The sequence below is a fragment of the Actinomycetes bacterium genome, from assembly GCA_036000965.1.
In the GTDB taxonomy this organism is placed as follows: domain Bacteria; phylum Actinomycetota; class CALGFH01; order CALGFH01; family CALGFH01; genus DASYUT01.
The window spans coordinates 1-23,341 of the sequence record DASYUT010000288.1; the positions used below are offsets into that span (position 1 = coordinate 1).

The 23,341-nt window shown below is 71.5% G+C and carries 21 protein-coding genes and 1 pseudogene; 10 read left to right on the forward strand and 12 right to left on the reverse strand.

The window, feature by feature from the left end; translation table 11 throughout:
* From VG276_25075 to VG276_25105, 7 genes are all read right to left on the reverse strand, one after another.
* Window positions 1-256 (reverse strand): hypothetical protein (locus VG276_25075; GenBank protein ID HEV8652566.1); only part of this gene is annotated, 256 nt, incomplete at its 3' end.
* Between the two features lie 110 nt (window positions 257-366).
* Window positions 367-813 carry a hypothetical protein gene (locus VG276_25080; protein ID HEV8652567.1) on the reverse strand — a complete coding sequence of 149 codons (447 nt, stop codon included), beginning with the start codon at window positions 811-813 and terminating at the stop codon, window positions 367-369.
* 228 nt (window positions 814-1,041) lie between these two features.
* Complete coding sequence (locus VG276_25085; GenBank protein ID HEV8652568.1) at window positions 1,042-1,632, reverse strand: DinB family protein; 591 nt, start codon at window positions 1,630-1,632, stop codon at window positions 1,042-1,044.
* A 75-nt stretch (window positions 1,633-1,707) separates the two neighbouring features.
* A complete protein-coding gene (locus tag VG276_25090; GenBank protein HEV8652569.1) occupies window positions 1,708-2,448 on the reverse strand; it encodes a class I SAM-dependent methyltransferase in 741 nt (246 codons plus the stop codon).
* 892 nt (window positions 2,449-3,340) lie between these two features.
* Window positions 3,341-4,630 carry a sialidase family protein gene (locus tag VG276_25095; GenBank protein HEV8652570.1) on the reverse strand — a complete coding sequence of 430 codons (1,290 nt, stop codon included), beginning with the start codon at window positions 4,628-4,630 and terminating at the stop codon, window positions 3,341-3,343.
* Between the two features lie 577 nt (window positions 4,631-5,207).
* Complete coding sequence (locus VG276_25100) at window positions 5,208-5,834, reverse strand: hypothetical protein (GenBank protein HEV8652571.1); 627 nt, start codon at window positions 5,832-5,834, stop codon at window positions 5,208-5,210.
* Window positions 5,795-7,042, reverse strand: a complete 1,248-nt coding sequence (locus VG276_25105; protein HEV8652572.1) for a hypothetical protein — start codon at window positions 7,040-7,042, stop codon at window positions 5,795-5,797. The genes VG276_25100 and VG276_25105 overlap by 40 nt, the downstream gene beginning before the upstream one ends.
* 258 nt (window positions 7,043-7,300) lie before the next feature.
* Between VG276_25105 and VG276_25110 the strand changes: the two genes are divergently transcribed.
* On the forward strand, window positions 7,301-7,762 hold the full coding sequence (locus tag VG276_25110) for a VOC family protein (GenBank protein ID HEV8652573.1): 462 nt from the start codon (window positions 7,301-7,303) through the stop codon (window positions 7,760-7,762).
* Between the two features lie 29 nt (window positions 7,763-7,791).
* Window positions 7,792-7,890, forward strand: a pseudogene (locus VG276_25115) (helix-turn-helix domain-containing protein).
* A 9-nt stretch (window positions 7,891-7,899) separates the two neighbouring features.
* On the opposite strand, the gene VG276_25120 reads toward VG276_25115, so the two are convergent.
* Complete coding sequence (locus VG276_25120; protein ID HEV8652574.1) at window positions 7,900-8,463, reverse strand: GNAT family N-acetyltransferase; 564 nt, start codon at window positions 8,461-8,463, stop codon at window positions 7,900-7,902.
* Between the two features lie 112 nt (window positions 8,464-8,575).
* Between VG276_25120 and VG276_25125 the strand changes: the two genes are divergently transcribed.
* Both VG276_25125 and VG276_25130 read left to right on the forward strand, forming a co-directional pair.
* On the forward strand, window positions 8,576-9,388 hold the full coding sequence (locus VG276_25125; protein HEV8652575.1) for a hypothetical protein: 813 nt from the start codon (window positions 8,576-8,578) through the stop codon (window positions 9,386-9,388).
* Between the two features lie 119 nt (window positions 9,389-9,507).
* Window positions 9,508-10,176, forward strand: coding sequence for a hypothetical protein (locus VG276_25130; protein ID HEV8652576.1), 669 nt, complete (start codon window positions 9,508-9,510; stop codon window positions 10,174-10,176).
* Window positions 10,177-10,215: 39 nt separating this feature from the next.
* Here VG276_25130 and VG276_25135 read toward each other — a convergent pair whose 3' ends face one another.
* The gene (locus VG276_25135; GenBank protein HEV8652577.1) at window positions 10,216-10,446 is read right to left on the reverse strand and encodes a hypothetical protein; all 231 of its coding nucleotides are present in this window, start codon (window positions 10,444-10,446) and stop codon (window positions 10,216-10,218) included.
* 77 nt (window positions 10,447-10,523) lie between these two features.
* Between VG276_25135 and VG276_25140 the strand changes: the two genes are divergently transcribed.
* Window positions 10,524-11,951: a metallophosphoesterase gene (locus VG276_25140; GenBank protein HEV8652578.1), complete on the forward strand. Its 1,428-nt coding sequence runs from the start codon at window positions 10,524-10,526 to the stop codon at window positions 11,949-11,951.
* Entirely contained in the window at window positions 11,948-12,763 is an 816-nt protein-coding gene (locus tag VG276_25145) for a class I SAM-dependent methyltransferase (protein ID HEV8652579.1), read from the forward strand. Before VG276_25140 ends, VG276_25145 begins: the two co-directional genes overlap by 4 nt.
* A gap of 81 nt (window positions 12,764-12,844) precedes the next feature.
* Here VG276_25145 and VG276_25150 read toward each other — a convergent pair whose 3' ends face one another.
* Window positions 12,845-14,509, reverse strand: coding sequence for a BNR-4 repeat-containing protein (locus VG276_25150; GenBank protein HEV8652580.1), 1,665 nt, complete (start codon window positions 14,507-14,509; stop codon window positions 12,845-12,847).
* Between the two features lie 195 nt (window positions 14,510-14,704).
* On the reverse strand, window positions 14,705-15,703 hold the full coding sequence (locus VG276_25155) for an LLM class flavin-dependent oxidoreductase (GenBank protein HEV8652581.1): 999 nt from the start codon (window positions 15,701-15,703) through the stop codon (window positions 14,705-14,707).
* 164 nt (window positions 15,704-15,867) lie between these two features.
* Between VG276_25155 and VG276_25160 the strand changes: the two genes are divergently transcribed.
* From VG276_25160 to VG276_25175, 4 genes are all read left to right on the forward strand, one after another.
* A complete protein-coding gene (locus VG276_25160; protein ID HEV8652582.1) occupies window positions 15,868-17,745 on the forward strand; it encodes an ATPase, T2SS/T4P/T4SS family in 1,878 nt (625 codons plus the stop codon).
* A gap of 146 nt (window positions 17,746-17,891) precedes the next feature.
* Window positions 17,892-19,040: a glycosyltransferase gene (locus tag VG276_25165; protein ID HEV8652583.1), complete on the forward strand. Its 1,149-nt coding sequence runs from the start codon at window positions 17,892-17,894 to the stop codon at window positions 19,038-19,040.
* A 397-nt stretch (window positions 19,041-19,437) separates the two neighbouring features.
* Entirely contained in the window at window positions 19,438-21,111 is a 1,674-nt protein-coding gene (locus VG276_25170) for a hypothetical protein (protein ID HEV8652584.1), read from the forward strand.
* A gap of 112 nt (window positions 21,112-21,223) precedes the next feature.
* Complete coding sequence (locus VG276_25175) at window positions 21,224-22,372, forward strand: O-antigen ligase family protein (protein HEV8652585.1); 1,149 nt, start codon at window positions 21,224-21,226, stop codon at window positions 22,370-22,372.
* A gap of 51 nt (window positions 22,373-22,423) precedes the next feature.
* Here VG276_25175 and VG276_25180 read toward each other — a convergent pair whose 3' ends face one another.
* Complete coding sequence (locus VG276_25180; protein HEV8652586.1) at window positions 22,424-23,326, reverse strand: aminoglycoside phosphotransferase family protein; 903 nt, start codon at window positions 23,324-23,326, stop codon at window positions 22,424-22,426.
* Window positions 23,327-23,341: the final 15 nt, after the last annotated feature.

A 23,341-nucleotide genomic window follows, 5' to 3' on the forward strand; every position in this document is an offset into this window, starting at 1 on the left:
CGGCGCGCCGGGTGTCCAGGTCGCACAGGAAGTCCCCACCGGCCAGCATGCTCTCGGCCAGCGCCATGACCAGCCCGCCGCCGCCAAGCCCGCGCCGGCGCTGCTTGATCTGGCCGATGTGCCGGTCCAGGGTGTCGACCAGGTCCAGGCGCTCGGCGAGCTCGGCGACCAGCAGCAACCCCACGTCGGGCGTCTGGGACGGGTCATCAAAGCGCAGCTCGACGCGGGCGCGGCCGCGCCGTAGCCTGCTCACCATCCAGGTGCCCTCCGCCAGGGAGTCTCAACAGGTCTCACAGCCTGATTCTCCCAGGTCGGAAGGCATCTGTGTTCTCGCTAACCCCGCGAACCAGCCAGCTATCCGCGGATCTAGGTCTGACAGCCCAGCTGGCAGTCGGTGAGGTCTGGGGTGCGGCGGGCGTCGTCGCTGGCGGGTTTGAGGCGGCACTTGGCCTTGGCGGGGTCGAACACGCAGGTCATGCCTTTGGCGGGATAGATCTGCAGGGTGGGGTTGGCGAGCAGGTCGCCTGCTTGGCGGCTGGAGGCGAGCACGCGGCCGGCGAACTGCCGGTTGGCCTGGCGGGTGCGGTCGCGGTAGGTGCGGTCGCGGTAGGTGCGGGCAGCTGGGCCGCTGACGTGCTCGCCGGCGGCGAGCCGCTGTTCGGCGTCGGCGAACTGCTCCAGGCGCAGCAGCCAGGTCTCGAAGGCGTGCTCGTCGGGGAAGCCGGAGGCGTAGGTGCCTAACGGTGACGTCAGATATTGGAACTCTCGGAATGCCTGCCGGTTCGGCGCAGGGAGATGGACGCCGAGCGTCACCAGGGGTCCACGGGCGCTCGTCTTGGCGTGTCGGCATCGGTCTTTGGCTGAAAGCGCGCATCGCGGCATGAGCGGGCGCCACCGTCGACGGCGATTGGGCGCGGTGATCAGGACCAGAGCACCAAGCGGCCCGTGCGGGCGGCGGCGGTGAACAGGGCGCGAAGGTTCACGGCGACGCCGGCGGTCGGATCTTGGGGGCGCAGCCGGTCGGGATGGTGGCGGGATGGCTCAGGCCGAGGCGGCCTCCTGCGCGACACGCTCCAACCGGCTGCGGTAGCTCTCCCACCAAGCCTGGTCGCCTGGCGCCATGTTGTCGTTGCCCTCCCGCAGCCCAGCGGCCCCGTCGATGAGTTCCCGGACGATATCGGCGTGGCCAGCATGCCGGTCGGTCTCGGCGATCATATGCACCAAGATTTGGTGCAGCGTGACCTCGCTACGGTCCTGCGGCCACCATGGCACGTGGCCGATTGCATCCAGCGCCAGCGCGTCGATCGTGGCGTCCGAGTGCGCCCAGACACGGTGATACAGGTTGACGATCTGCTCCCGCGACTCCTCGGCGGTGGCCCACATGTCGGCGTTTGGTTCGGCACCGTCGTCCAACCACGGCAGCGGCTCGTCGAACGGCCGGCCGAACGTGTCGCCGAAGTACCCCGCTTCGACGCTGGCCACATGCTTGACCAGTCCCAGCAGGTTGGTGCCGGTGGGCACCAACGGGCGGCGGACGTCGTACTCCGAGAGCCCCTCCAGCTTCCACAGCAAGGCCTCCCGGGCGGCTTGTAGGTAGCGACGGAGGTCCGCCTTCGGATCTGCTCCGGTCATGGTGGAGAGCATGGCATCAACGGCCTCCCAGCAACAGCGCGCGGTTCGTGGCACGAGCGGATGACTGACTCGCGGTTAGCTGGTGGGCTTCTCCCAGATCGAGACATGCTGGCGACTCTCGCTCGTGAAGGACTCCCGCGTCCACCCGTCCCACCGCTCGCGCAGTCGCAGCCCTGCGAGCTGGGCCATCAGGTCGAGCTCTGCCGGCCACACGTACCGGAAGGGGATCGAGGTGTACTCGCCACGGCCGTCGACGACCTCGACGTAGTTCGAACTCATCGCCTGCGTGGCGACGTCGTAGACGTCGAACGCCCACCGCGTCGGGCTCACGTGGAACGGCACGACGTTCTGCCCGGCCGGGAGCCTTCGCAGATCGGGGATCCCGACCTCGATGACGAAGCAGCCGCCGGGTTCAAGGTGAGCCGCGACGTTGCGGAAGCAGGCCACCTGCGCCGCCTGCGTCGTCAGATTCATGATCGTGTTGAAGACCAAGTACGCGACGGAGAACGTCCCGTCCACCCTCGTCGTGGCGAAGTCGCCGATCGTCACGCCGATCGCGTCGCCGCCCGGCTTGGCGCGCAGCCGGGCAACCATCGCCCGAGACAAGTCGATGCCGTAGACCGGGACGCCGCGGCGCGCCAGCGGTAGTGCGATGCGTCCCGTCCCGATGCCCAGCTCCAGGGCCCGGCCGCCGCCGGCGAGCCCAGCCAGAACGTCGGCCACCGCGTCCACGACGCCCGGCTCGAACATGTCCGCCGACGACTCGTCGTACGTCGCCGCGACACGTTCTCCGAAGTAGCCGTCCCCATCGTCCATCGCCGGACCGTACCGCGGAAGACCTCTGCCGTGCCCGCGAATTCCGCGCCCTCCGCGGCAGATGAGCGACGGCCGCGCTCGTGCAGACTGCCACTATGGCCGAGATCGTGTTGTCTGTGCCCGGCTACGACCTGGAGCGGGGCGTGTGGCTCCGGCCGAGGGCGGCACAGTGATCGTCGAGATTGTTGACGGAACAGTGGAGATTTCCGGAGACCCCGCCCGGGCTCCGCGACCTCGCGCGGTGGTGCATGGCGCTCTCCGATGAGGAAGCGCCCTCTGGAGCACATATCCATCTCGATCCAGGAACCATCCCCCTGGCCCTCGAGTCGGTTTCCTTGATGCTGGCTCGGCAGCCGGCCTGAGCCAGAACCACGAACCTTGATTAATGGTGACGTCAGGTATTCCAGGTGTCTGAATGTCACATGGAACAGCCTCCAGAGGCAGTCCCAGCGGCGGAAGCTACCGTCGCCGGAGCTCCGCGGCGTGTAGGTACATGGCCTTTCTTGGCCTGCTCGGAGCTGCACCAATGCATGGCCATTGGTGAGTCGAGCGTGTGCCCATGAAGCTACGTTCCTGCTGCATCGCCTCATGTGCCCTTGCTGCAGTCGACCGCTGCCCTCCTCCTGCCGTATGTCGGGGATCCGGTCTTGGGGACGAACGGGAACACCGTCGGCACCGGCCTACCGCTCGACATCGGCCTGCTCGGCTTGGCGGCTCCGAAGAGGCGGCCGGACCGATGTCGTGCCCTAGCCGGACAGATATCGCACCCAAACCCTGCTTCTGGACCACACGACGTCCACATCGTCCCCCGTGGCCGAGGCGTACAGCGCCGGGGCGCCCGACGCCGGCGGCTCATCGGGCGATGTCGCGGTCACCCGCGAGTCCACCCGGGTCACGGCGGCGTCGGTACGCGCGGCGTGCAGCCCGTCCGCTGCGGACCACACCACCCAGACCCGGCCTTTGTCATCGGCGGTCGCTGCGACCGACGCTCCGGCGGCGCCGTCCCCACCGTCAACGGTGCCGCGCTGGCGACCCGCCACAGGTAGACCTCACCCTGCTTTCCCAGGTAGGCCAGGAACTGCCCGTCCCTGCCGGGCCGGTCGGTGAGTGCGATCGCGCTGGAACCCCAGTTGGGTGCCTCTGTCGGCGGGCTGGTGTATCCGCTCGGGCGCGCGGTCTGGACGAACACACCGACCGGGTTTCCACCCAGCGGGTTGACAGAGTTGTAGTAGGCGACCACTGCGCCGTCCTTCGTGGGCGCCACGGCAACGTTGTCCAGGAAGTAGCCCCCGCCACCGACCTGCAGCGGCTCGCCCTGGCCGAACCAGAGCCCTCCAAAGCCCGGCCAGGCGACGATCGCACGTCCATCCCCTCCCAGCGTTGCCGTCCCAATCGAATGGATGTACGCATAGAGGTGCACCCTTGTTTGCTGGTAGGCCGACCAGGTTCGCCCGCCATCGTTGGAAGTGGCGGTCTTGATGTGGGTGAAGTCCGCGGCGTAGCTCTGCGGCGGGGTGCCGCCGAAGAACACCTGCAGTGACCCGTCGCGGCGGGCGACCAGCGCGGTGGTGGGGTTCAGGCCTCCCCAGCCGTCCGCGATGACATCCAGTGGCCTCGGCCGCCCGTCTTTGACGGCCACGTGCAGCAGCCGGTGCCCGTCGGCGTCGCGGAACGCCAGGTGCAGCAGCCCGTCAGGGGTCCGGGCCACCCCGGGGGCAACCTGCGACGACGACGTCACGGCCTGCCAGGTCGACAGCGTCGGTCCCAGCGGCTGGCGCGCCGCCCCGCCACCGATGCTCAGCGCCGCGCCCACGCTGACCGCCGCGACCTGGTAGGCCAACCTCTGCAGCGGCTCCTCGAGGGCGTGGGCAAACCGGATCGGCACCACCACGACCACCAGCCACACCACGATCAGCATCGCGGACACCCAACCCAAGGCAAAGAACAGTCCAGCCACGATCACCAGCGCGATGGCGATGGCCCAGGCCGCGACCAGCAACCACCGCCACCGCCCCACGACGGGTTGCTGCACGCCACGCTGCTGCCCGACCCGTTCCGGCTCCACCGGTGGCCCGGCGGCCGGACCAGCTCCGACCGAGCGCGCAGCACGGCTGGGCCGCTGGAGCACCAAGGTCAGTCGCCAATACGCCACCACCAGCAGCACCGCGATCAGCAGGCGCACCAAGGGATACAGGTCAGCAAACGCATCCGTGATCTCGTTGATGACCACACCCAGGATGACTGGAAGGACAAGATCGCGGCTCAGCAGGGCCGAACGGGCAGCAGGCTGGCCCTGCGTGCCTGCAGCAGGAGCGGCCGCTGCCGGTGGGGACGGCGAACCCGGGTCCACAGCCTCTACTCCAGCTGCCAGGCAGCAGGGCAGGTTCCGGTGCCCCACGCGCCTGGGAACATCGAGCAGGGAGTGACGAGCCCGTTAGAGATGCATGTGAGGGCGACGGGTTCCATGCAGTTCCTCTCCGGGCTGCTCCGCTGCACGCTGTGAGGTCCCCGTATCGTAGCCGACACCGCGAGCCTGCTGAACGGGCAGGACGGTGCAACTTTGCCCCAACCAGGACGCTAACTCGCATCCTCGCCACCACGAAACCCGGCAGTAGGCATGACGCCCGGGACAGGCCGCCCAAGTTGGAAACTGGTCCCGGGTCAAGTTGTTCGGCAGACGGTCCAGTCTGCAGGCCTTCCGCCAGTGCCGCGCTCCTTGAGCAGAACCGGCAAAGTGCTCATGGAATCTGCACCAAGGGTTAGCGCGGGTGTGTGTTGCCGGGCTTTCGGCGGCTGAGCTCGGCGGCGTAGGCGACCCAATCACCGGCGGCGGCCTGCTGCCATTGGACCGCGACCTTGATGTGGATCCCGAGCATCCGGGCCAGGACCGCGACCGGTAGCTGGGTGGCCAGCGTGAACAGCGCAGCGGAGCGATCCTGCCGCGGGTTGAGACCGATGCGTTGGAGACGCTCGCCGAGCCGGTCATCGCCGATCGGCTGCCCGGGTCGGCCCCCGGGGAACAGCCACGGGACGGTGTCAGGGGCACCGATTGCGGCATGACCACGGCGGCTGGCGACCAGTCCACGGACCAGACCGGCCATCGGTTCGGGCAGGACGACAGGTGCCGTGCCGAGCATGATCGCCGCGTGATCGGTGCCGATGTGGACGTGGTCGACGGTGAGGTGGCTGATGGTGGCGATGCGCTGGGCATACAGCACCAACAGCAGCCCGGCGACCCGGTCGGCGGTGTGCAGGGTGTCGTCGCGCAGGAGTCGGCGGGCATCCGCCCAGCGCTTCTCGGTGTCGAGCGGTCCGCGCGGCCCTTGCCAACGGTCGGCGCCGAAGGTCAACCCGCCGGCGTGACGGTGGGCCACGGCCCAGCGCACGAAATGGCCAGTCTCGCCTCGATGGCTGGCCTTGGGGTCGGTGGCCCAGCGGTCCAGGTCGGCCTGGGTGCAGGTCGCCAGGGTGCAGCCCTGGCTGGCAAGCCAGTCCAGGAAGTTCGCCGCCGCGGTGCATGGCAGCGCACGTTCAGCGTCTGCAGATGGGTGGCGTGCGTCCCGACCAGGCGGCGCCGGAGCCGGCGGAGGTGATGCCAGACCGCATAGCCGTGCAGCACCCGCCGGTCGGCCGGGTCCGCTCGGGCCTCGATGGCCCCGGCGGTCCAGCGCTCCAGCTTGGCCAACCGCTCGTCACGGTAGGGCAGGGCGCCGGCGACCAGGACGCTGCGGAGGTGGTCGAGCGTCTTGCCGGCCGGAAGCTCGTCGAGGGTCGGGTAGGTGAGGGGCCGGTGGTCGCGGCTGATCTCGGCCAGGATCGCGCGGACCGCTGGGCGGGCCAGCCAAGTCAGGGCCGTATGGGGCCGCTCGACGCCGGTCAGGGCATGGCGCAGGGGCGCAAGGTCGGTCCGGACCTGACCGTCCTCCTCGCCCAGGAGCTGGTGGACTCGCTGGGCAAGGACGCAGCGCTGGCAGGGGCGAGGGCTGAGCTGCCAGGTCGCCTGGCAGGTTGGGCAACGAGCAACACCACTACTGGCCAAAGAACCGTGTCCCTGGCCGAGCCCCTGCCACTGGCTCGCCGTCACCGCCAGACGCAGGTCGGCCGGCTCGGACCAGGCGCCCAAGGAGACGAGCACCGCCCCGCGCTCCCAGGCCCGGGCCGACAGGCGACGGGCGTCGGCGGCTCGCAGCCCGGGTGGCGGGCGCACAAGCACGACGTCGATCGCGTCCAGGAGCGCGGCCACCACCGTGACCCATGCCCGCGGCCAGGGATGAGGGACGAGTGCGAGGCGCTCCAGGGTGAGCCCGCTCTCCGCGGCGGCCACCACCCCGAGGTCGGGCAGGCCGACGGCCGCGACCCAGGAGCCGTCGGCCGACGCCCTCGCCACCAGGGCGAGGGCCAGGGAGGCGGACCGGCTCACGGTCACCGTGCTCCCCCGGCGCAGGCCATGACCGGGCAGGAGCGGCCGGAAGGCAGCAGGGACGGGCAGCATCCGCTCGGCGGCCAGGGTCAGCGGCCGGGACCGCTGGCCGAGCGCCTCCGCCAGTCGCTCCCGAGGAGCTCTGCCCCAGCCGCGAGCGGGCGGGTGAGCCATGACCACGCTGGCCGAGCGCCTCCGCCAGTCGCTCCCGAGGAGCTGGCGTGACGCTGCGCTGGACCGGCATCGTCATACGATCGAACAGACGTTCGCCACTGTCAAGCACTCCGGACCGGGGCGGCAAGCCAGATCGTGTGGCTGATCACAGCAGCCGGCGCCCGGACAAACGCTCCCTGGTGGCCTACGATACTGAGGTCTCAAGCGCCTACTGAGATCTCTCGAGCGCCAGTTCGGAAGCATCGAAAGGAGTCCTCCATGGCGAAGGTGAAGCCGATCCCCGAGGGGTACCCGCAGGTCACGCCCTACCTGTACGTTGAAGGCGCCAGCGCCGCGATCGAGTTCTACGGCAAGGTGTTCGGGGCAACCGAGCGGATGCGCATGCCTGGGCCCGACGGCACGATCGGCCATGCCGAGCTCCAGTTCGGCGATTCGCTGGTCATGGTGGCGGACGAGTTCCCGGAGATGGGCGCCCGCAGCCCCAAGGCCGTCGGCGGCACTCCCGTGACGCTGAGCGTCTACGTGGAGGACGCCGACGGCGTCTTCGACCGGGCCGTCAAGGCGGGGGCCACAGCCCTGCGCCCGGTCGAGGACCAGTTCTACGGCGACCGGTCAGGCCAGTTCGAGGACCCGTTCGGGCACCGGTGGAGCGTCGCCACGCATGTCGAGGACGTGCCGCCTGAGGAGATGGCCAGGCGGGCCGCGGCGATGGGCGGCTGAGCGCCAGGGCGCCGGATCGCCCACAGAGGGTGACAGACCAACCGGTCGGCTACGCCGGCACCTCCCTGAGCGACGTGCTGAAGTCGAGCGGCGTCACCAAGGGCGGCTTCTACTTCCGCTTCCCGTCCAAGGAGGCGCTAAGGTCGACCCCGCCGCCTGAGCCACCCGGACAGCCCCCGGCTGGCCAGCACCACACGCTTCCCTGGCGGGCGCGCGGCCTCACGCACCTCAGGCAAGGCGGCCTCACCCACCTCAGGCAAGGTTGAGAGCGGCTCGCGCATGTACTCGAGGAAGTCCATGCCGTGGTAGTAGCGGGGAATGCGGGCGATCCGCACGAACCCGTGGCGCTCGTAGAAGCGGCGGTGGCGGTCGGTGTCAGGGCAGCGCAGGAAGCAGCGGCCGGCGCCCAGCGCGGCGGCCCGCTGGCAGAACAGCTCGACCAGGCGCCCACCCACCCCGGCGCCCTGGAGGGGCTCGGCCACCAGCACGTCGCTCAGCCGGGCCATGCCGGCGACGACCTCGCCCACGGCCACGCCGACCAGCTCCTGGTCCGACCGGGCCTCGACCGCGACCGGGCGGCTCGTCCAGTCCAGCGCGGCGCCGAAGATCCCGCGGTCGGCCACCTTCCACTCGCGGGCCAGGAACCCGCGCGCCTCGTCGGTCTCCCGCTCCACCGGCCGGCAGACGACCTCAGGCACCACCCGTCGGACCTCCCGTGGTCGACGCCGACATTCCCACTATCATCATGACGCGCCGACTCATCATGACGCGGCCCACCCATATCCGGCCTACCCATATCCGAAGGGAGATCTGTTGGACGTCCGGCTCACCAACGTCTACGTCGCCGACGCCAAGCTGGTCGCCGACGGGCTGGCCCAGCCCGAGGACGCGATGGCCGTGTTCGTTGGACGGGCCGGCCGCGGCCGGGTGGCGCCGTTCACCGTGCAGCGGTCCTACACCGGCGCGGGAGGCTGGTACACCGAGTCGATGGCCCTGCTCGCCGCCAACGGGGACGTGGTCTGGCGCGGGCAGGCCAAGGCGATCATGCTGCGCGGCTCGAGCAAGATCGACACCTTCACCGAGGAGGTCCACGGGGCCGCCGTGGCCGGCGACGACGACCATGAGCTGGTCTTCCTGATCAGCGACGGGCGGTCCCGGATCGACGAGGTGGGCCGGGTCCCGCTGGCCATCCTCGACGAGGACGCGCCCGGCACGACCGCGCAGGAGACCGCGGTGCTCGACGAGGCCCTGAAGAAGAGCACCGTGGTGTGGGTCGAGGTGCCGGGTGCCGGGGGCACCGACGGCCGGGCGGTCCCGGCCTGGTACGGCACCCTCGACGGCCGCGTCTACGTGCTCACCGGCGGGTCCGAGCAGCACGTGCCCGGGCTCGCCGAGGCCGACCAGGTGCTGCTGTCGGCCCGGTCCAAGGAACAGCAGTCGCTGGTCGCCCGGGTGGAGGCGTCGACCCGGGTCGTGCCCGGCTCGGACCCGCTGTTCGCCAGGGTCGTGGCGGTGCTGCTGCCCCGCCGCCTGAACCTGCGCGACGGCGAGACCGCGGCCGAACGGTGGCGCAAGGAGTGCACGCTGGTGGAGCTGACCCCGAGCGGCGTCCCGGCCGGGGTCTGAGCGGTCGTTTTGCTCAACCTGACCTGGGTACGCAGCATGGCGGACCTACCGTCCGGGAAGCCAAACCCTGACCTACCATCCAGGAAGCCAACCCTGGAAGCCAACCCTGGAGGAACCTGATGTTCTCCCGTAAGAGCAGGCTGGCCAAGCGCGAGGACGCCGTTGCCGAGCGAGGCTCGGAGGACGGCGGCGACCTGCGCGAGCACGTCGACGACCTGACCGAGGCCCTGGAAGCGGCGCGCGACGCGATCGCCCGGGCCTCCGCCTCCGCCAGCCGCAAGGTGGCCGGGGTGACCACCGAGACCGCCCGCCAGGCCGCCGAGGCGACCAAGGAGGCGGCCCGGTCGGCGGCCGAGGCGAGCAGGCAGGCGGCCGAGGCGAGCCGCAAGGCGAGCCGGCGCCAGGCCAAGGCCGCCCGGCAGACGGCCGACCGGCTGTCCGACTCCGACCTGGCCGACGCGACCCGGCGCGCGGCCGGCAAGCTGTTCCCGGAGAAGGCCAAGGAGCGCCGCAAGGCGCGGCGGAAGCGCAGGCGCGGACTGGCCTTCCGGGCCGCCGGAGTGGCCGGGCTCGGCGCGCTCGTCGGTTGGCTGACCATGTCGAAGCGCGGCCAGGAGGCCAGGCAGACGCTCAAGCAGCAGGCCACCAAGGCGAGCGAGCGGGGCTGGGAGAAGATGTCGGAGTCCCGAGCCGGGGACGCGGAGGCCACCGACGCCAGCACGCCGCCCGCCGGCGTGACCTCGATCCACGACGGTGTCGGCACCCAGCCCCGGACCCCGAGGGACTAGCCTCCTCCGTCGGCCGGGCAGGCGTTCGGAGGGGAGCCACTAGCCCCCGGGCTCGGACGTCCGGGCCCGGTAGACGCCGGTGCCCTCCTTGACCACGCGGCCCTCCTTGGCCAGGGCCGCGAGGCTCTTGACGACCGTGCCGCGGACGTTCCGGTCCGTGAACGGGTCGAGCAGGCGCGCCCTGAGCGCCCGGTCGAGCACGACCGTCCAGTGCAGCGCCTCTGGCTCGGCGTCGCGCAGCACGCGCAGGCAGGCTTCGGTCGGGTCCATGACCCGGCCAGGCTACCCGTGCGGAGCGGCCGGGCCAAGGTTCGTCGTCCGCCAACCGCATCCGGCAGAATGCCCCCATGATCCTGACGGTTGACCCCTGCCCACTCGACGTCGAGCTGCGTCTGCCCGCGGGCGGTCGCCTGGTCTTCGTGTCCGACCTGCACCTGACCGAGGGTGGCGTCACCAACGACTTCAACGCCACCAACGAGCTGTGCGAGCTGGTCGAGTCGCTGTACCGGCACCCCGGCGAGGTGATCCTCGTGCTCGGAGGCGACGTCCTCGACCTGCTGCAGGTGCAGGCGCCGCGTGAGGAGCGGGCGGCCCGCGCCCTCTCCGGCCAGGACGCGGCCACACTCGGGCGCACCTTGTGCCGGCTCGCCGGGCGGCCCGGCGCGACCATCGTCTACCTGGTCGGCAACCACGACTCCACCCTGGCCTGGGACCCGGTCGGGCGCGAGCTGGTCATGCGGCAGCTCGGCGTCTCCGTGGTCGCGCTGTACGCCCACGTCCGGGTCGAGGGCGAGGGCGGCGGCGAGGTCCAGGTCGTGGCCGAGCACGGTGACCAGCTCGACCGGTACAACCGGCGCACCGACCCGTTCGACCCGCTCGACGTGCCGCCTGGCGACCACATCGTCACCGAGGTGGTGAACCGGCTCGAGGCGGCCACCGAGCGCTACCCGGGGCTTGGCCTGGACCAGGTCGACAACGTCCGGCCCGCGCTGATGATCCCCTGGTGGATCGTTTCCAACTTCTTCTACCGCTACATGGGCCGGGCCGTGCGGAACTTCGCGGTGCCAGTCGTGCTGCTCTGGATCCTCGGGCACCTGCTGGTCGGGCTGCTCGTCGCCAGCGAGCTCGAGCGGGTCGCCTACCTCGGCGCCCGGGCCGTGCGCTGGACCGCCTCGGTGGTGCTCACCGACCTGCTCCTGCTCTTCCTGGTCTCGCCCGTGCTTGGCCGCATCTTCCGCCGGGCGGCGGTCGCCTACGGCGTCCCCTCCCCCCACGAGGCCGAGGAGGAGACCGCCACCCGCCGGGCCGGCGTGCCCGCGCTGCTCGACCGGCGCGACCCGGAGGCCAGCGTGCTGGTGACCGGCCACACCCACGAGCCTGGCCTGCTTCGCTTCCCGGACGGGCGGGTCGCGGTGGACGCCGGCTGCTGGGTCCGCGGGCTGGTGCCCGTGCCGGCCAGGTGCGGGCTCCCGCCGGTGTTCGTGCCCGCTTACCCGGTGAACTGGGTCGACGTCCAGGCGGTGCCCGGTGGGGTGGTGGTCGCCCTGTGGTCCCGCCGGCTGGCGGTGGAGCGGCGCCGGCTGGAGGTGCTCGAGTGGCTGGCTGCCAAGCGCCCCCTCCCGTCGGCCGAGGCCGAGCCGCCACGGGTCGTCGAGGAGGTGGTGGTCGCGCCCAGGCCGGCGGCGTCCCAGGCGGCGTCCCAGGCGGCGTCCCAAGCGGCGTCCCAGGCGGCGGACCCAGATTCGGACCCGTCGAGGACCCGGGCCGGCTCGTGACCGAGCCGGTCGCCGAGGGGACCAGCGCGAGCGGGTCGGTCGCCTTCGACCGGGCCGCCGGCTACTACGACGCCACCCGCGGCTTGCCCCCGGATGTCAGCGAGCAGGTCGCCGACCGCATGGAGGCGGTCGCCGGCCCGGACGCCCGGTTTCTGGAGATCGGCGTGGGCACCGGCCGGATCGCCCTCCCCCTGCACCGCCGCGGCCGCCGCGTCACCGGCGTCGACCTGTCGGTGCCGATGATGGCCGAGTACCGGCGCAAGGCGGCCGCGGCCGGGCTGGCCGCCCCGCCCCTGGTCCGGGCCGACGTCACCCGCCTCCCCTTCCGCGACGCGAGCGCCGACGTGGTGGTCGAGGTGCACGTCCTCCACCTGGTCCCCGCCTGGCGCGAGGCGCTGCCGGAGCTGCGCCGGGTGCTCGCGCCTGGCGGCCTGGTCCTGGTCGGCCGGGGCGGCGGCCACGGCGAGGACCCGAGGAGCCCCCGCGACCTCGTCAGCCGGCGGATGCGCGAGCTTGTCGGGGACCGGCCGCACGTGGGCGCCAGGGACGACGAGGAGAAGCTCGAGGCGCTCGCCGCGGTCGGCGGCGCCGTCGAGCAGCTCGAGCCGGTGCGGTGGGACTGCGAGGAGACCTGGGCGGACGCGCTCGCCGAGATCGAGGGGCGGTGCTACTCCTACTCCTGGGGTGTGCCCGAGCCGGCTTGGGCGGCGGCCGCGCGCCGCCTCCGGGCCGAGGTCGAGGCCGAGCACCCCGACCTGCACGCGCCAGTCGGAGTCCCCTCGGTGTTCCGGCTCGCCGCGGTCCGGTTCTGATCTCGGCCGCAGCGGGGCACCGCCGACGCCAACCCACGCGTCGATCCGCTTCCGCCTCCGGGGCGCTCCGCGACCGGCCTGCTAGCGGACGGTGACGGTGATGATGGGACTCGAAGCGCGGGCCCAGGCGGCCGAGCCTCGGTAGCGGACCTGGAACTCGGCGGTGCCGCCGACCCGGCGGTCGTAGGTGATGGCGCCGGCCCCGTCGGTCGTGCGCCTGGCCAGCAGCGCCCACGCGGTGGTGCCCTTGCGGCGGCCGTACACCTCCACCTGCCGTCCGGCCAGCAGGGCGCGGGTGTCGCTGCGCAGGAGCCGGCCCCCGACGCGGACCGACTGGCCGTAGCTGATCGTGGCCGGTGCCGCGCTGACGCGCAGGGTGGTGAAGGCGTGGCTGAGCAGGCTCGTGAGCGAGGTCTGGAAGGTGGTGAAGCCGGGGTAGCTGCCGTGCATCCAGACCACCTGCAGGTCGCCGCCTCGGAGCTGGCGGGGCGACACCGGGCGGAAGTTGCTCTGAGCCGACCCGGACGTCACCGACTCGGCCGACCAGCCCGCGCCCCCGTCCGGGGTGGTCCAGCGCTGGATCTCCCAGACGGCGCCGACCTTCTTCGACAGGTAGACGACCGACGGGTCCTCGTGGTCCAGGCTGACCCCGCCCGAGTAGAAGGGCTCGTTGCTCTGCGATGCGATCGACCCGCCGGCGTCGGTGATCTCGTGGTCGTCCCAACCTGTCCCGTTCCAGCGCGCGTAGCGGTAGCGGTGGTCGGCGGTGGTCGGGAAGGCCGCGTAGACGATCACCGGGTGGCCGTCGGGGTCGACGGCGACGTCATGCACCCAGGACGGGGCGCCCCGGGCCACCCCGTCGTAGACCTTGTCGGCCTGGGCCGGGGTGAAGGGGAGCTGCGCCAACGTGGCGATGCGGGTGCCGTCGGCCTTGTGGAACGCGCCCGCCCGGTACCTGGCGTAGAAGACGCTCGTGTTGCCGCCGCTCTCCCGGGGGTCGGGGTGGGCGTCGGTGAAGGCGACGTCGAACGAGTCGACGCCGTTGGCGTGGACCTTCAGGTAGGGCCGCTTGAAGGACGGGCCGGCCAGCAGCGACCGGGCCGGCGTCCAGTGGACGAGGTCGGTGGTGGTGGAGAAGGCCGGCTTGATGTTGCCGCCCCGCCAGAACAGCCATGTCCGGCCGCCCTCGGCGGCGAGCCGGAACGGGTTGGGGTAGGTGTAGCCGAGCGGCCCGGGCACGTTGGTGCCGACCGTGCGCACCGGGCCCCAGCGCAGCACGCTCTCGGGCAGGGCGCCGACGCGGTACTGCATCTGGCTGCCGTTGTGTCCCGACCAGAAGACGGCCAGCCGGCGGTCGGGCAGCACCAGGATGGCCGGGTTTGAGTGGTCGTCGACCTTGATCCCGGTCTGCAGGACCGCGGTGGTGAACATGTAGGAGGCGTGGTCGTAGCTGGCCACGTCGATCCGGCCGGACCGGTCGATCCAGCCGATGAACGTCCTCGTGCGCTGGCCGGTCACGGTGACCGCCCGCGGGTCGGCGAACCAGCACCAGGCGGCGTCGCCAGTGAGCTGCACCGGTCCGGTGGCCGCGGCGGGGTCGCGGCCGACGTCCCGCTGGGCGACCGGCACCCGCTGCCCGCCGGCGGCCCGGGCCGCCCCGCCGAGTGGGTCGGCCAGCACGGCGCCGACGAGCAGCACCGTGAGCACGACCGCCTTCGGGCTCAACCTGGCCCGCCATCCCCCCATCCGTCCTCCTCGCCGCCGAGCCGGGCTCACAAAGGTGAGCAGCTGACCACAGGCAGTGCAGGCAAGCCATCAGAAACATTCCCGATCCCGATCCCGATCCCGATCCCGGACGCCGATCGCCGATCCCGATCGCGGACGCCGATCACCAGCGCCGATCACCGATCGCCGACGCCGCCTGGCCGGGCCTGGCGCGCCTCAGGCCAGGGCGGGCAGCACCAGCTCGGCCGCCAGGTCGAGCTGGTCGTCCTCGAACACCGCGAACGGCATCCCCGCGAACGTGCACACCACCTGCTCGACCCCGAGGGCCTCCCAGCCCCGGAGCTGGTCGAGCACCTCGGCGGGCGTCCCCACCAGCCGGGAGGCGGCCCAGTCGCGCAGCTCGACCCCGTCCAGCGCGCCCCCGGGCGTCCACGCCTGCAGCCGCCGCCAGCGCTCCACCAGGTCGTCGGCGTCCCGGCCGATCAGGGTGGCCAGGCCGAGCGAGCGGCGCACGTCGCCGACCGGCCGGCCCGCCTCGGCGCAGGCGGCCGCGAGCACGTCGAGGCGCTGCTGGTAGCCCTCGGGCGTGGCCGACCAGCAGAAGTTCCAGCCGTCGGCGGCCCGGGCCACCACCCCGAGCAGGCGGTCGCCCTTGCCGCCGACCCAGAGCGGCGGGCGGGGCCGCTGCACCGGCCCGGGCAGGACCGGTGCGCCCGCCGCCCGGTAGTAGCGCCCGGTGAAGGAGCCGGGCGTCTCGGCGAGCAGGGCGCGCAGGACGCCGAGGGCCTCCGCGAGCCTCGCCAGGCGCTCCCCGGGCGGCGGGAACGGAAGCCCGTTCTCGGTGTGCTCCTCCTCGCCCCAGCCGGCGCCGAGCCCGAGGTCGAGCCGCCCGCCGGCGAGCTGGTCGAGCGTTGCGGCCATCTTGGCCAGCAGCGTGGGCGGCCGGAAGCCGGCCGCCAGGACGAGGCTGCCGAGCCGCACGCGCCCGGTTCGCACGGCCAGGGCGGCCAGCGTGGTCCAGCACTCCGGCGTTCCCTGCCGCCCGGGGGGGCCGCCGTAGCGCGAGAGGTCGAGCCAGAAGTGGTCCGACACCCAGACCTGGTGCCAACCCTGGGACTCGGCCCGCTGGGCGTAGCCGGCCACCCGGTCGAACGTGGCCGGTCCCGGACCGGGGAACGAGAAGTCGTAGTGGGGCAGCGCGAGCCCGAGCCTCACCGGCCTGCTCCCGGAACCATCACGCCTCCCGGAACCATCACGCCTCCTCGATCGACTCGTGGCGGCAGTCTTGCGTCCGAGCGGGGCGCCGTCAACGAACCAGGGGCGGGTGCCGATACAAGGTGGGTCGTGAGACCGCTCGCGCAGGGACGGAGGCAGACGCAATGGGCAGGCGCTGGGTCGGCGACCGCGCCGGGACCTGGACCGGGACCGAGAGGGGCGCGGTTGGCGCCGGCCCGCCCGCCGCCGAGCACGTCGCACCGGGGGGCCGCCGCCGGCTCGGCGAGGTGCTGGTCGACGACGGCGTCCTCACCCCGGGGCAGCTCGACGAGGCGCTGCGGGTGCAGCGGGAGGACCGGGAGGGCCGGCGCCGGCTCGGCGAGGTGATCGCCTCCCTCGGCTTCGCCGACGAGGTCCAGATCGCCCGCGCCCTGTCCGACCAGCTCCGGCTGCCGTTCGTCGACCTCGGCAGCCTGACCGTGGCCCGGTCCACCGTCGCGGTGCTCCCCCGCCACGTTGCCGTCCGCCATCAGGTGATGCCGGTCACGCTCGCGCATGACGTGCTCACCGTGGCCATGAGCGACCCGACCAACGTCCTCGTCCTCGACGACGTCCGCATGGCCACCCGCATCTCCCAGGTCCGGGCCACGGTTGCGACCGTCTCCGACCTGCAGGAGGCGGTCAAGCGGTACTACGGCGGCCAGGGCGGGGCGGCCGGCGCGGCCGACGCCCTGGGCGCGCTCAAGGAGGTCGAGGGCCTGGAGGTCCTGGAGGACACCAGGGAGGAGGACGCCGACGTCGAGGTGGCCGACGACGCACCAGTGGTCAGGCTGGTCAACGCGATCATGGGCGAGGCCCTGTACAGCCGGGCCTCCGACGTCCACATCCAGCCGCAGGACCGCGAGGTGCGCGTCCGCTTCCGCATCGACGGCCTGCTCCGCCAGATCACCGTGGTGCCAAAGGGGATCCAGGCGCCGCTCGTGTCCCGCATCAAGATCCTGTCCGGGATGGACATCTCCGAGCGGCGCAAGCCCCAGGACGGGCGGGGCAAGATCCGCCACGAGGGCCAGGAGGCCGACACCCGGGTGTCCACCATGCCGACCATGCACGGCGAGACGGTCGTCATCCGCCTGCTGCGCAAGGAGGCCGAGAAGGCGAAGTCGCTGGCCGAGGTGGGCCTGGACGACGACGACCGGGCCGTGTTCGAGCGCGCCATCGGCGAGCCGCAGGGCCTGATCCTCATCACCGGCCCGACCGGGTCGGGCAAGACCTCCTCCCTCTACGCCGGCCTCGCCTGCGTGATCAAGCCCGACATCAACGTCATCACGCTCGAGGACCCGGTCGAGTACCAGATGGCAGGGGTCAACCAGGTGCAGATCAACGAGCGGGTCGGCCTGACCTTCGCGAGCGGCCTGCGCACGGTGCTGCGGCAGGACCCCGACATCGTGATGGTCGGGGAGGTGCGCGACCCGGAGACGGCCTCGATCGCCATGCAGGCGTCGATGACCGGTCACCTGGTGCTCTCCACCCTCCACACCAACGACGCCCCGTCGGCGGTGAGCCGGCTGATCGACATGGGCGTCGAGCCCTACCTGATCACCTCCGCGCTCACGCTGGTGATGGGCCAGCGGCTGGGCCGGGTGCCCTGCAGCCGCTGCTCGGAGCCTGTTGAGGCCGGCCGGCGCAGCCTCGAGCTGCTCGGGCTCGACCCGGCCGAGATCGACGCGTCCGGGCTGCGCAAGGGGACGGGCTGCACGGCCTGCGCCGGCAGCGGCTACCAGGGCCGGGTCGGCCTCTTCGAGGTCATGCCGGTCACCCGTGGCATCCGCGAGCTGGTGGTCGAGCGGGCCGCCGAGAGCGCGCTGCGGGACGCGGCGCTCGCGGCGGGCATGCGCAGCATGCGCAGCGACGGGCTGCGCAAGGCGCTCGCCGGCCGGACCACGCTCGAGGAGGTCCTCCGCGTCACCCCGCCCGACCCGTCCGCCGGCCGGCGGTCTCGCGTTCGCGTGGGTGAGATCCGCGAGGCCGAGCCGACCGGCTGACCTCCACTCCCGGCCCGCATGAGCGCTCTCGTCCCCAGCCGCCGCCTCGTCATGCCCTTCCTCGTCGCTCACTGGCGAGCAAGAAGGAAGCCAACCGGCCCGCCGAGCGGGGATGTGCCACACTGGGCGCCGTGCGAATTCTTCAGGTGCACACCCATTACCGGGAAACCGGCGGCGAGGACGTGGTCGTGCAGGCCGAGGCCGCACTGCTTCGCCGGGCTGGCCACGAGGTCCTGCAGCACCAGGTCGAGAATCCGCGGAGGGCGCTGGCGGCCACCGCCGCGCTGGCCGCCGCGCCCTGGAATCCCGCAGCCGCGCGCGACCTGCGGCGGACGGCCGAGCGGGTACGGCCGGACGTCGTGCACGTCCACAACACCTGGTTTGCCCTGTCACCGGCAGTGCTGCCCGCGTTCGGTCGCGCTGGCGTGCCCGTGGTGATGACGCTGCACAACTACCGGCTGCTCTGCGCCAACGGGCTGCTGTTCCGCGATGGACACCCGTGCGAGGACTGCGTGGGCAGCCACCCCTGGCACAGCGTGCGACATGGCTGCTACCGCGGGTCGGCGGCCCAGTCGATCCCGGTCGCGGCCACCATCGCGCTCCACCGCCGCCGCCACACCTGGGACAGGGACGTCGAGCTGTTCCTGGCCCTCAACGAGTTCTCCCGGGCGCTCTTCGTCCGGGGCGGGCTCCCCCCCGACCGGATCCTGGTCAAGCCCAACTTCGTGTCCGACCCGGGGGTGCGAACGGTGCCGGCCGAGCGGTCCTCCACCGTGCTGGTGGTCGGCCGCCTGGTCGACCAGAAGGGCGTCCACTTGCTGCTCGAGGCCTGGCGGCGGTTCGCCAACCGGTCCCTCGAGCTCGTCGTCGTGGGCGACGGCCCGGCTCGGGCCGACCTGGAGCGCCTGGGTGTGCCCGGCGTGCGGTTCGCGGGACGGCTCACGCCGGAGCAGGTGCGCGAGCTCATGTTGGCCGGTCGGGCACTCGCCTTCCCGTCGCGCTCCTATGAGGGGCAGCCCATGGTGGTGCTGGAAGCCCTGGCCGCTGGGCTGCCAGTGCTCGCCTCCGACCTGGGTGGCCTGCCGGAACTGCTGCGGCCGACCGGTGCGGGCTGGCTCGCCCCGCCTGGGGACGCGGCCGGCTGGACCGGCGCGCTGCGCGGCCTGACCCAGACTGCGCCGGTCGTCCAGGCAAGCGCCGCGGCGCTTCGGCTCTACCAGCGGGTCTTCACCGAGGAGCGAGCCGCCCGAACGCTCGAGGACGCCTACGAGCGGGCACGAGCTCGCCAGCTGTAGGGAAAACGAGCGGCTCCGCCGGCTGCATGCAGACGCGTCCTCCCGGGTTGGCGGTAGCGGACTGCTGAACGGGATGGCCGCACGAATACGGCGAACCTGCCATGTCCTGGTGGCCGCGACCCGGCCATGACAGCACGAATTGCGACGATTTCGACTCGCTGGTCGGGACACCATCGCTCGCGGTTCGGCGGCTGTACGAGGCAAGGAGGTACGGGAACGTGGGGCAGGAGGGTACCATTTTGGTTGGACCGACGGCCTTGCTGCCGATCGGCGGAGAGGGGGGACTCGGCGATGACACCCAACCATGGACTGCGTCCGGGCGGCGCCGCCATATCATCCTCCAGTCAGGGCCGGGAGCCGGGCCGATGGCCGTAGCGGCGACGGAGGGAGTGCAGACGTGAGCGTCTCGACGGCCTGGGACGAGGGCCCCAGCGTGCTTGCCTCCGTCTGGCGATACCGGTGGCTGCTGCCAGTGGCCGTCCTCTTGGGTGGGCTCGTCGGGTACAGGCTGGCCGCGCTGCAGCCAACGCTCTACGAGGGCGTGTCCCGCGTTTTCGTCGCCAACCCCGCGAACGCCGGTCAGGATGGATCCTCGACAGCCGTCGCTGCCGCCCGTAACGTCGCCAACCAGGCTGCGTTCATGTCGTCCACGCCGGTCCTGCAGCGGGCCGCCAGGCGCTACGGCAACGGGATCACCGTGGTCGAGCTGCGCAAATGGCTGACGGTGGAGGCCTCTGCCAACTCTGACGTCATCACCATCAGGGCGCTCGCTCCGACCCCGAGCGGCGCGGCGAAGCTCGCCGACACCGTCGCGCTCGCCTACAACGATGTGATCGCCGATAACGCCCGACGACGGGCGGCTGCCACCATCCGTGGGATCCAGGTGGACAGGGCTCGGCTGAGAGCGAGGCTGGACAGGCTCAAGGCCGCCCGCACCCTCAATCCCAGCGATCCGACGCTGGCCCTGGAGCTGGATGCGACCAACGAAGAGCTCGGGAAACTGATCAACCGGGAGCTTCAGGTCGATCAGGACGTGGACGAGTCTTCGGGGGCGATCGGGCTGCAGGAGAGCGCGACGGTGCCGGAGAAGCCGGCTCGACCGTCGCGCGCGCGGCTCGCTGCCGTGGGAGCGCTGCTGTTCCTGGCCGGTACCGTGGCGATGGCCTGGTGGCGCACCTGGCGGCGACGTACGGTTCTGGCCGCGGCGGAGCCGGCGGCGGCCCACGCGGACCCGGCCATGCTCTCAGCGAACGGTACCCAGCCGACGGTCGCATCGAAGTCAGCGTCCAACGGCGGACGAGGAGGGGTCGGACGGTTCCGGTTCATACGTTCCGGTCTGACGTCGCCGAACCAGTCGATTCCAGCCGGGTCTACGAACCCCGCTGCGGACAGGCGGGCTACGGACGACCCGGGACTGGTCCCTGCGTCCACCGTCGGGCATGCCAACGGCGGCCGGTTTAGTGGACGACCCGCGCCGGATGGACGACCCGCGCCGGAGGTTGCGCAGGCCTCTGCCATGACCCTGACCCCGGAGTCGATCCTCGACTTCCAGCAGCTGGCCTCGTCCATCGAGCACATCGCCGACAGGATCGGGAAGTACCGGCTCGACCTGTACGACCAGCACCTGCCACAGCTTGAGGCCGAGGAGCTGGCCGACCGGTTCGATCTTGACCTCGGCGCCATTCTGCTCGACGACGGCGAGGGTCGGCTCAGGGTGGCGGGAGCAACCGGGTTGACCGAGGCGGAGCTCGAGTGTGCGATCGACCGCGACGACGTTGCGGAGCTGATCGGGGCCCGTGGTCATGTGGTGCTTGGCGCCGAGCGGGCCCGCCTGCACGAGCTCGGGTGTCCAGGCGTCCACGTTGGGACGCTCGTCATCGTGCCGGTGGGGCACGGGGCCCGCTACGGTGTGCTGCTCGCTGGTGTGGACCCCGACGCCGGGAGCGACCGCTCGGCACTGAACGACCAGGACGTCGAGGAGATCGCCGTGTTCACCCGCGTCATCACTCCCTCCCTGGGCGTCTGGGTGCTCCTGCGGCACCTGCGGCAGCAGCTTCAAGACGTCGAGTAGCCGGTCCATGACAGCCGAGAGGGCGTCCTTGTCCGTCCACGACCAGACGAGCACCTTCCGCGCTTCGGCGGCCGCGCTCTTCCCCGCACCAGGTCAACGAGCACGGCTTGTGGTGTACCTCGCGTTCGCTGTCGCGCTCCCCTTGACGTTCTTCGGCAACCAGGTCGGCGGGCTGCTCTTCAGCGGATGGGCCTGGCTGTTGGCACTGGCAATGATCGGACCATTGACCGTCGTCGATCCGTTGCACCCTAGGGCGGTCGTCGCACTCTGGCCCTATCTGGCCTTCCTCATCTACGCCCTGACGAGCCTGGCATGGGCACCTGACCTGGCCAAGGGCGCCCTGACCCTGCTCCAGCTGCTGCTTCCCGCGCTCGCCTATCTCATGGCCTGGCAGGCGACCAGGGATGTGCGGGGAGTGGTAAACCCGCTCGTCAGGGTCTGCTTCGGCGTGCTCGGTTTCGTGATAACGCTCGTACTGGTGGATCGCACGGTCGGGCTAGGACCTCTGGAGCTGTTGGCACGCCCCGTGGGGATCAGCCTCAGCATCGTGTTTACGATCGTGACGATGAACTCCCGGTCGTGGCTGCGCACGATGCTGATCGGTTGCATCGCGGTTGCCGTCGCTGTCGCGGTCGGGTCGCGGATGGCCGCCGCCGTGCTGACGCTGCTGCTGCTGTGCAGCCCATCGCTGGCCCTGCGCGTGCACTGGCGGGTCCTGATCGCGGCACTCTTCTGCATCCTGCTGGTGGAGGCAAGCCATACCGAGGTCTTCAAGGCTCGCTTCTTCTTCGATCCCAACGCTTCCCTGCTCGACGTCCTCACCTTGAGCGACAAGGTCAATACCGCCGGTCGTCGGGAGTTGTGGCCGCAGCTGCTCCACGCCTGCTCGCAGAAGGCGACGTTCGGCTACGGCCTGGGGGCCTCGTACGGTCTCAGCACCCGCTTCAGCGGCGGCCCCCTGAGCCATCCGCACAACGACTACCTGCGTACGTTGTGTGACGTCGGGCTCACCGGCAGCATCTTCTTCTGGGGCTTCTTCCTCGTCATGGGAGTGCGGTCGCTGGCCCGCGCGCTCAAGCCGACGCCCAACCGACGACTCCACGCGGCCGCCAGCATGCTCGTGCTCGCCCTCCTGATCTTCGCGATCACGGACAACCCGATGGTCTACACCGCGCACTTCATGATCCCGCTGGCGCTCGTGCTCGGCCTGTCCGACGGTAGCTATGACCAGTGGCGCACCCGCACCCTCGTCAACGGGTGAGCGGCACGAGACGGGATCCTGGCCGGCTCACCTCTCCCTGCTCCGAGCTGTTCACCGACCACTCGACCAGTCCAGCGCGTCGGCGTGCTGGACCGTGTGCTGCCAGAACGCGTGGTACCGGCTGGCGACCGGCGATACGCCTCGTGCCAGCAGGCCGGTTACGTAGTTTGCCCAGCAGGCGACGAACAGCGGCGTCAGCAGCGGCCGCGCCAGCCGGGACCTGTCCGCGTAGTCCACGACCAGCGGTCGAGCCCAGGCTCCGGGGACGATGAAGGCGTTGTGGAAGGCCGCCACCTGATCCTTGAGTCGCCGGGCCCGAGCGGTTGCGGTGGCGAAGTACGCCAGGAAGAAGCAGAGGTCATGGGCTGGCAGCCCATGCCGCTCGGAGAGCTCCCAGTCGACGACCCCGACCCGACCGTCTTCGAGCCACAGCAGGTTGGGGTCGCTCAGGTCACCATGCTGGACCACGAGCGGCAGCTCGCCATGCCGCAACGGCTCGGTCAGCTCCAGCGTGCGCTCCACGAGTGGTGACCCTCCCTCGAGGAGACCGCCGGCGGCGGCCTGCTGGAGCGGTCGTTCGAGCAGCGTCTCGTACCAGTCGGGTCTTCGACCGGATGCCGGGGCCCAGGGCAGCTCGAGGAGCCAACTGCTCACGGCTTCGAGGCACCTGGCCGGCTCCCTGCGGATCGCGTACTGGTCCATCGGCCGGCCAGCCAGAGCAGTCTCCAGCAGCATGGGCCGTCCAGCGACGAGCTCGAGGGCGACGACCCTGGGAACGCTGCCGACGCTGACCCCCACACGCTCGAGGTGCTGGAGGTTGGCCGCTTCCCGCTCGACGCCACCTCCGTCGCCACTGCGACGAGGCAGCTTGGCCACCAGGCAGGGAGCTCCCGTCCCAGACGCCAGGACCAGCACGACGACATGTCGTGAAGCCGAGAACCACGGTGTGAGCATGAGGCACGACGGTGT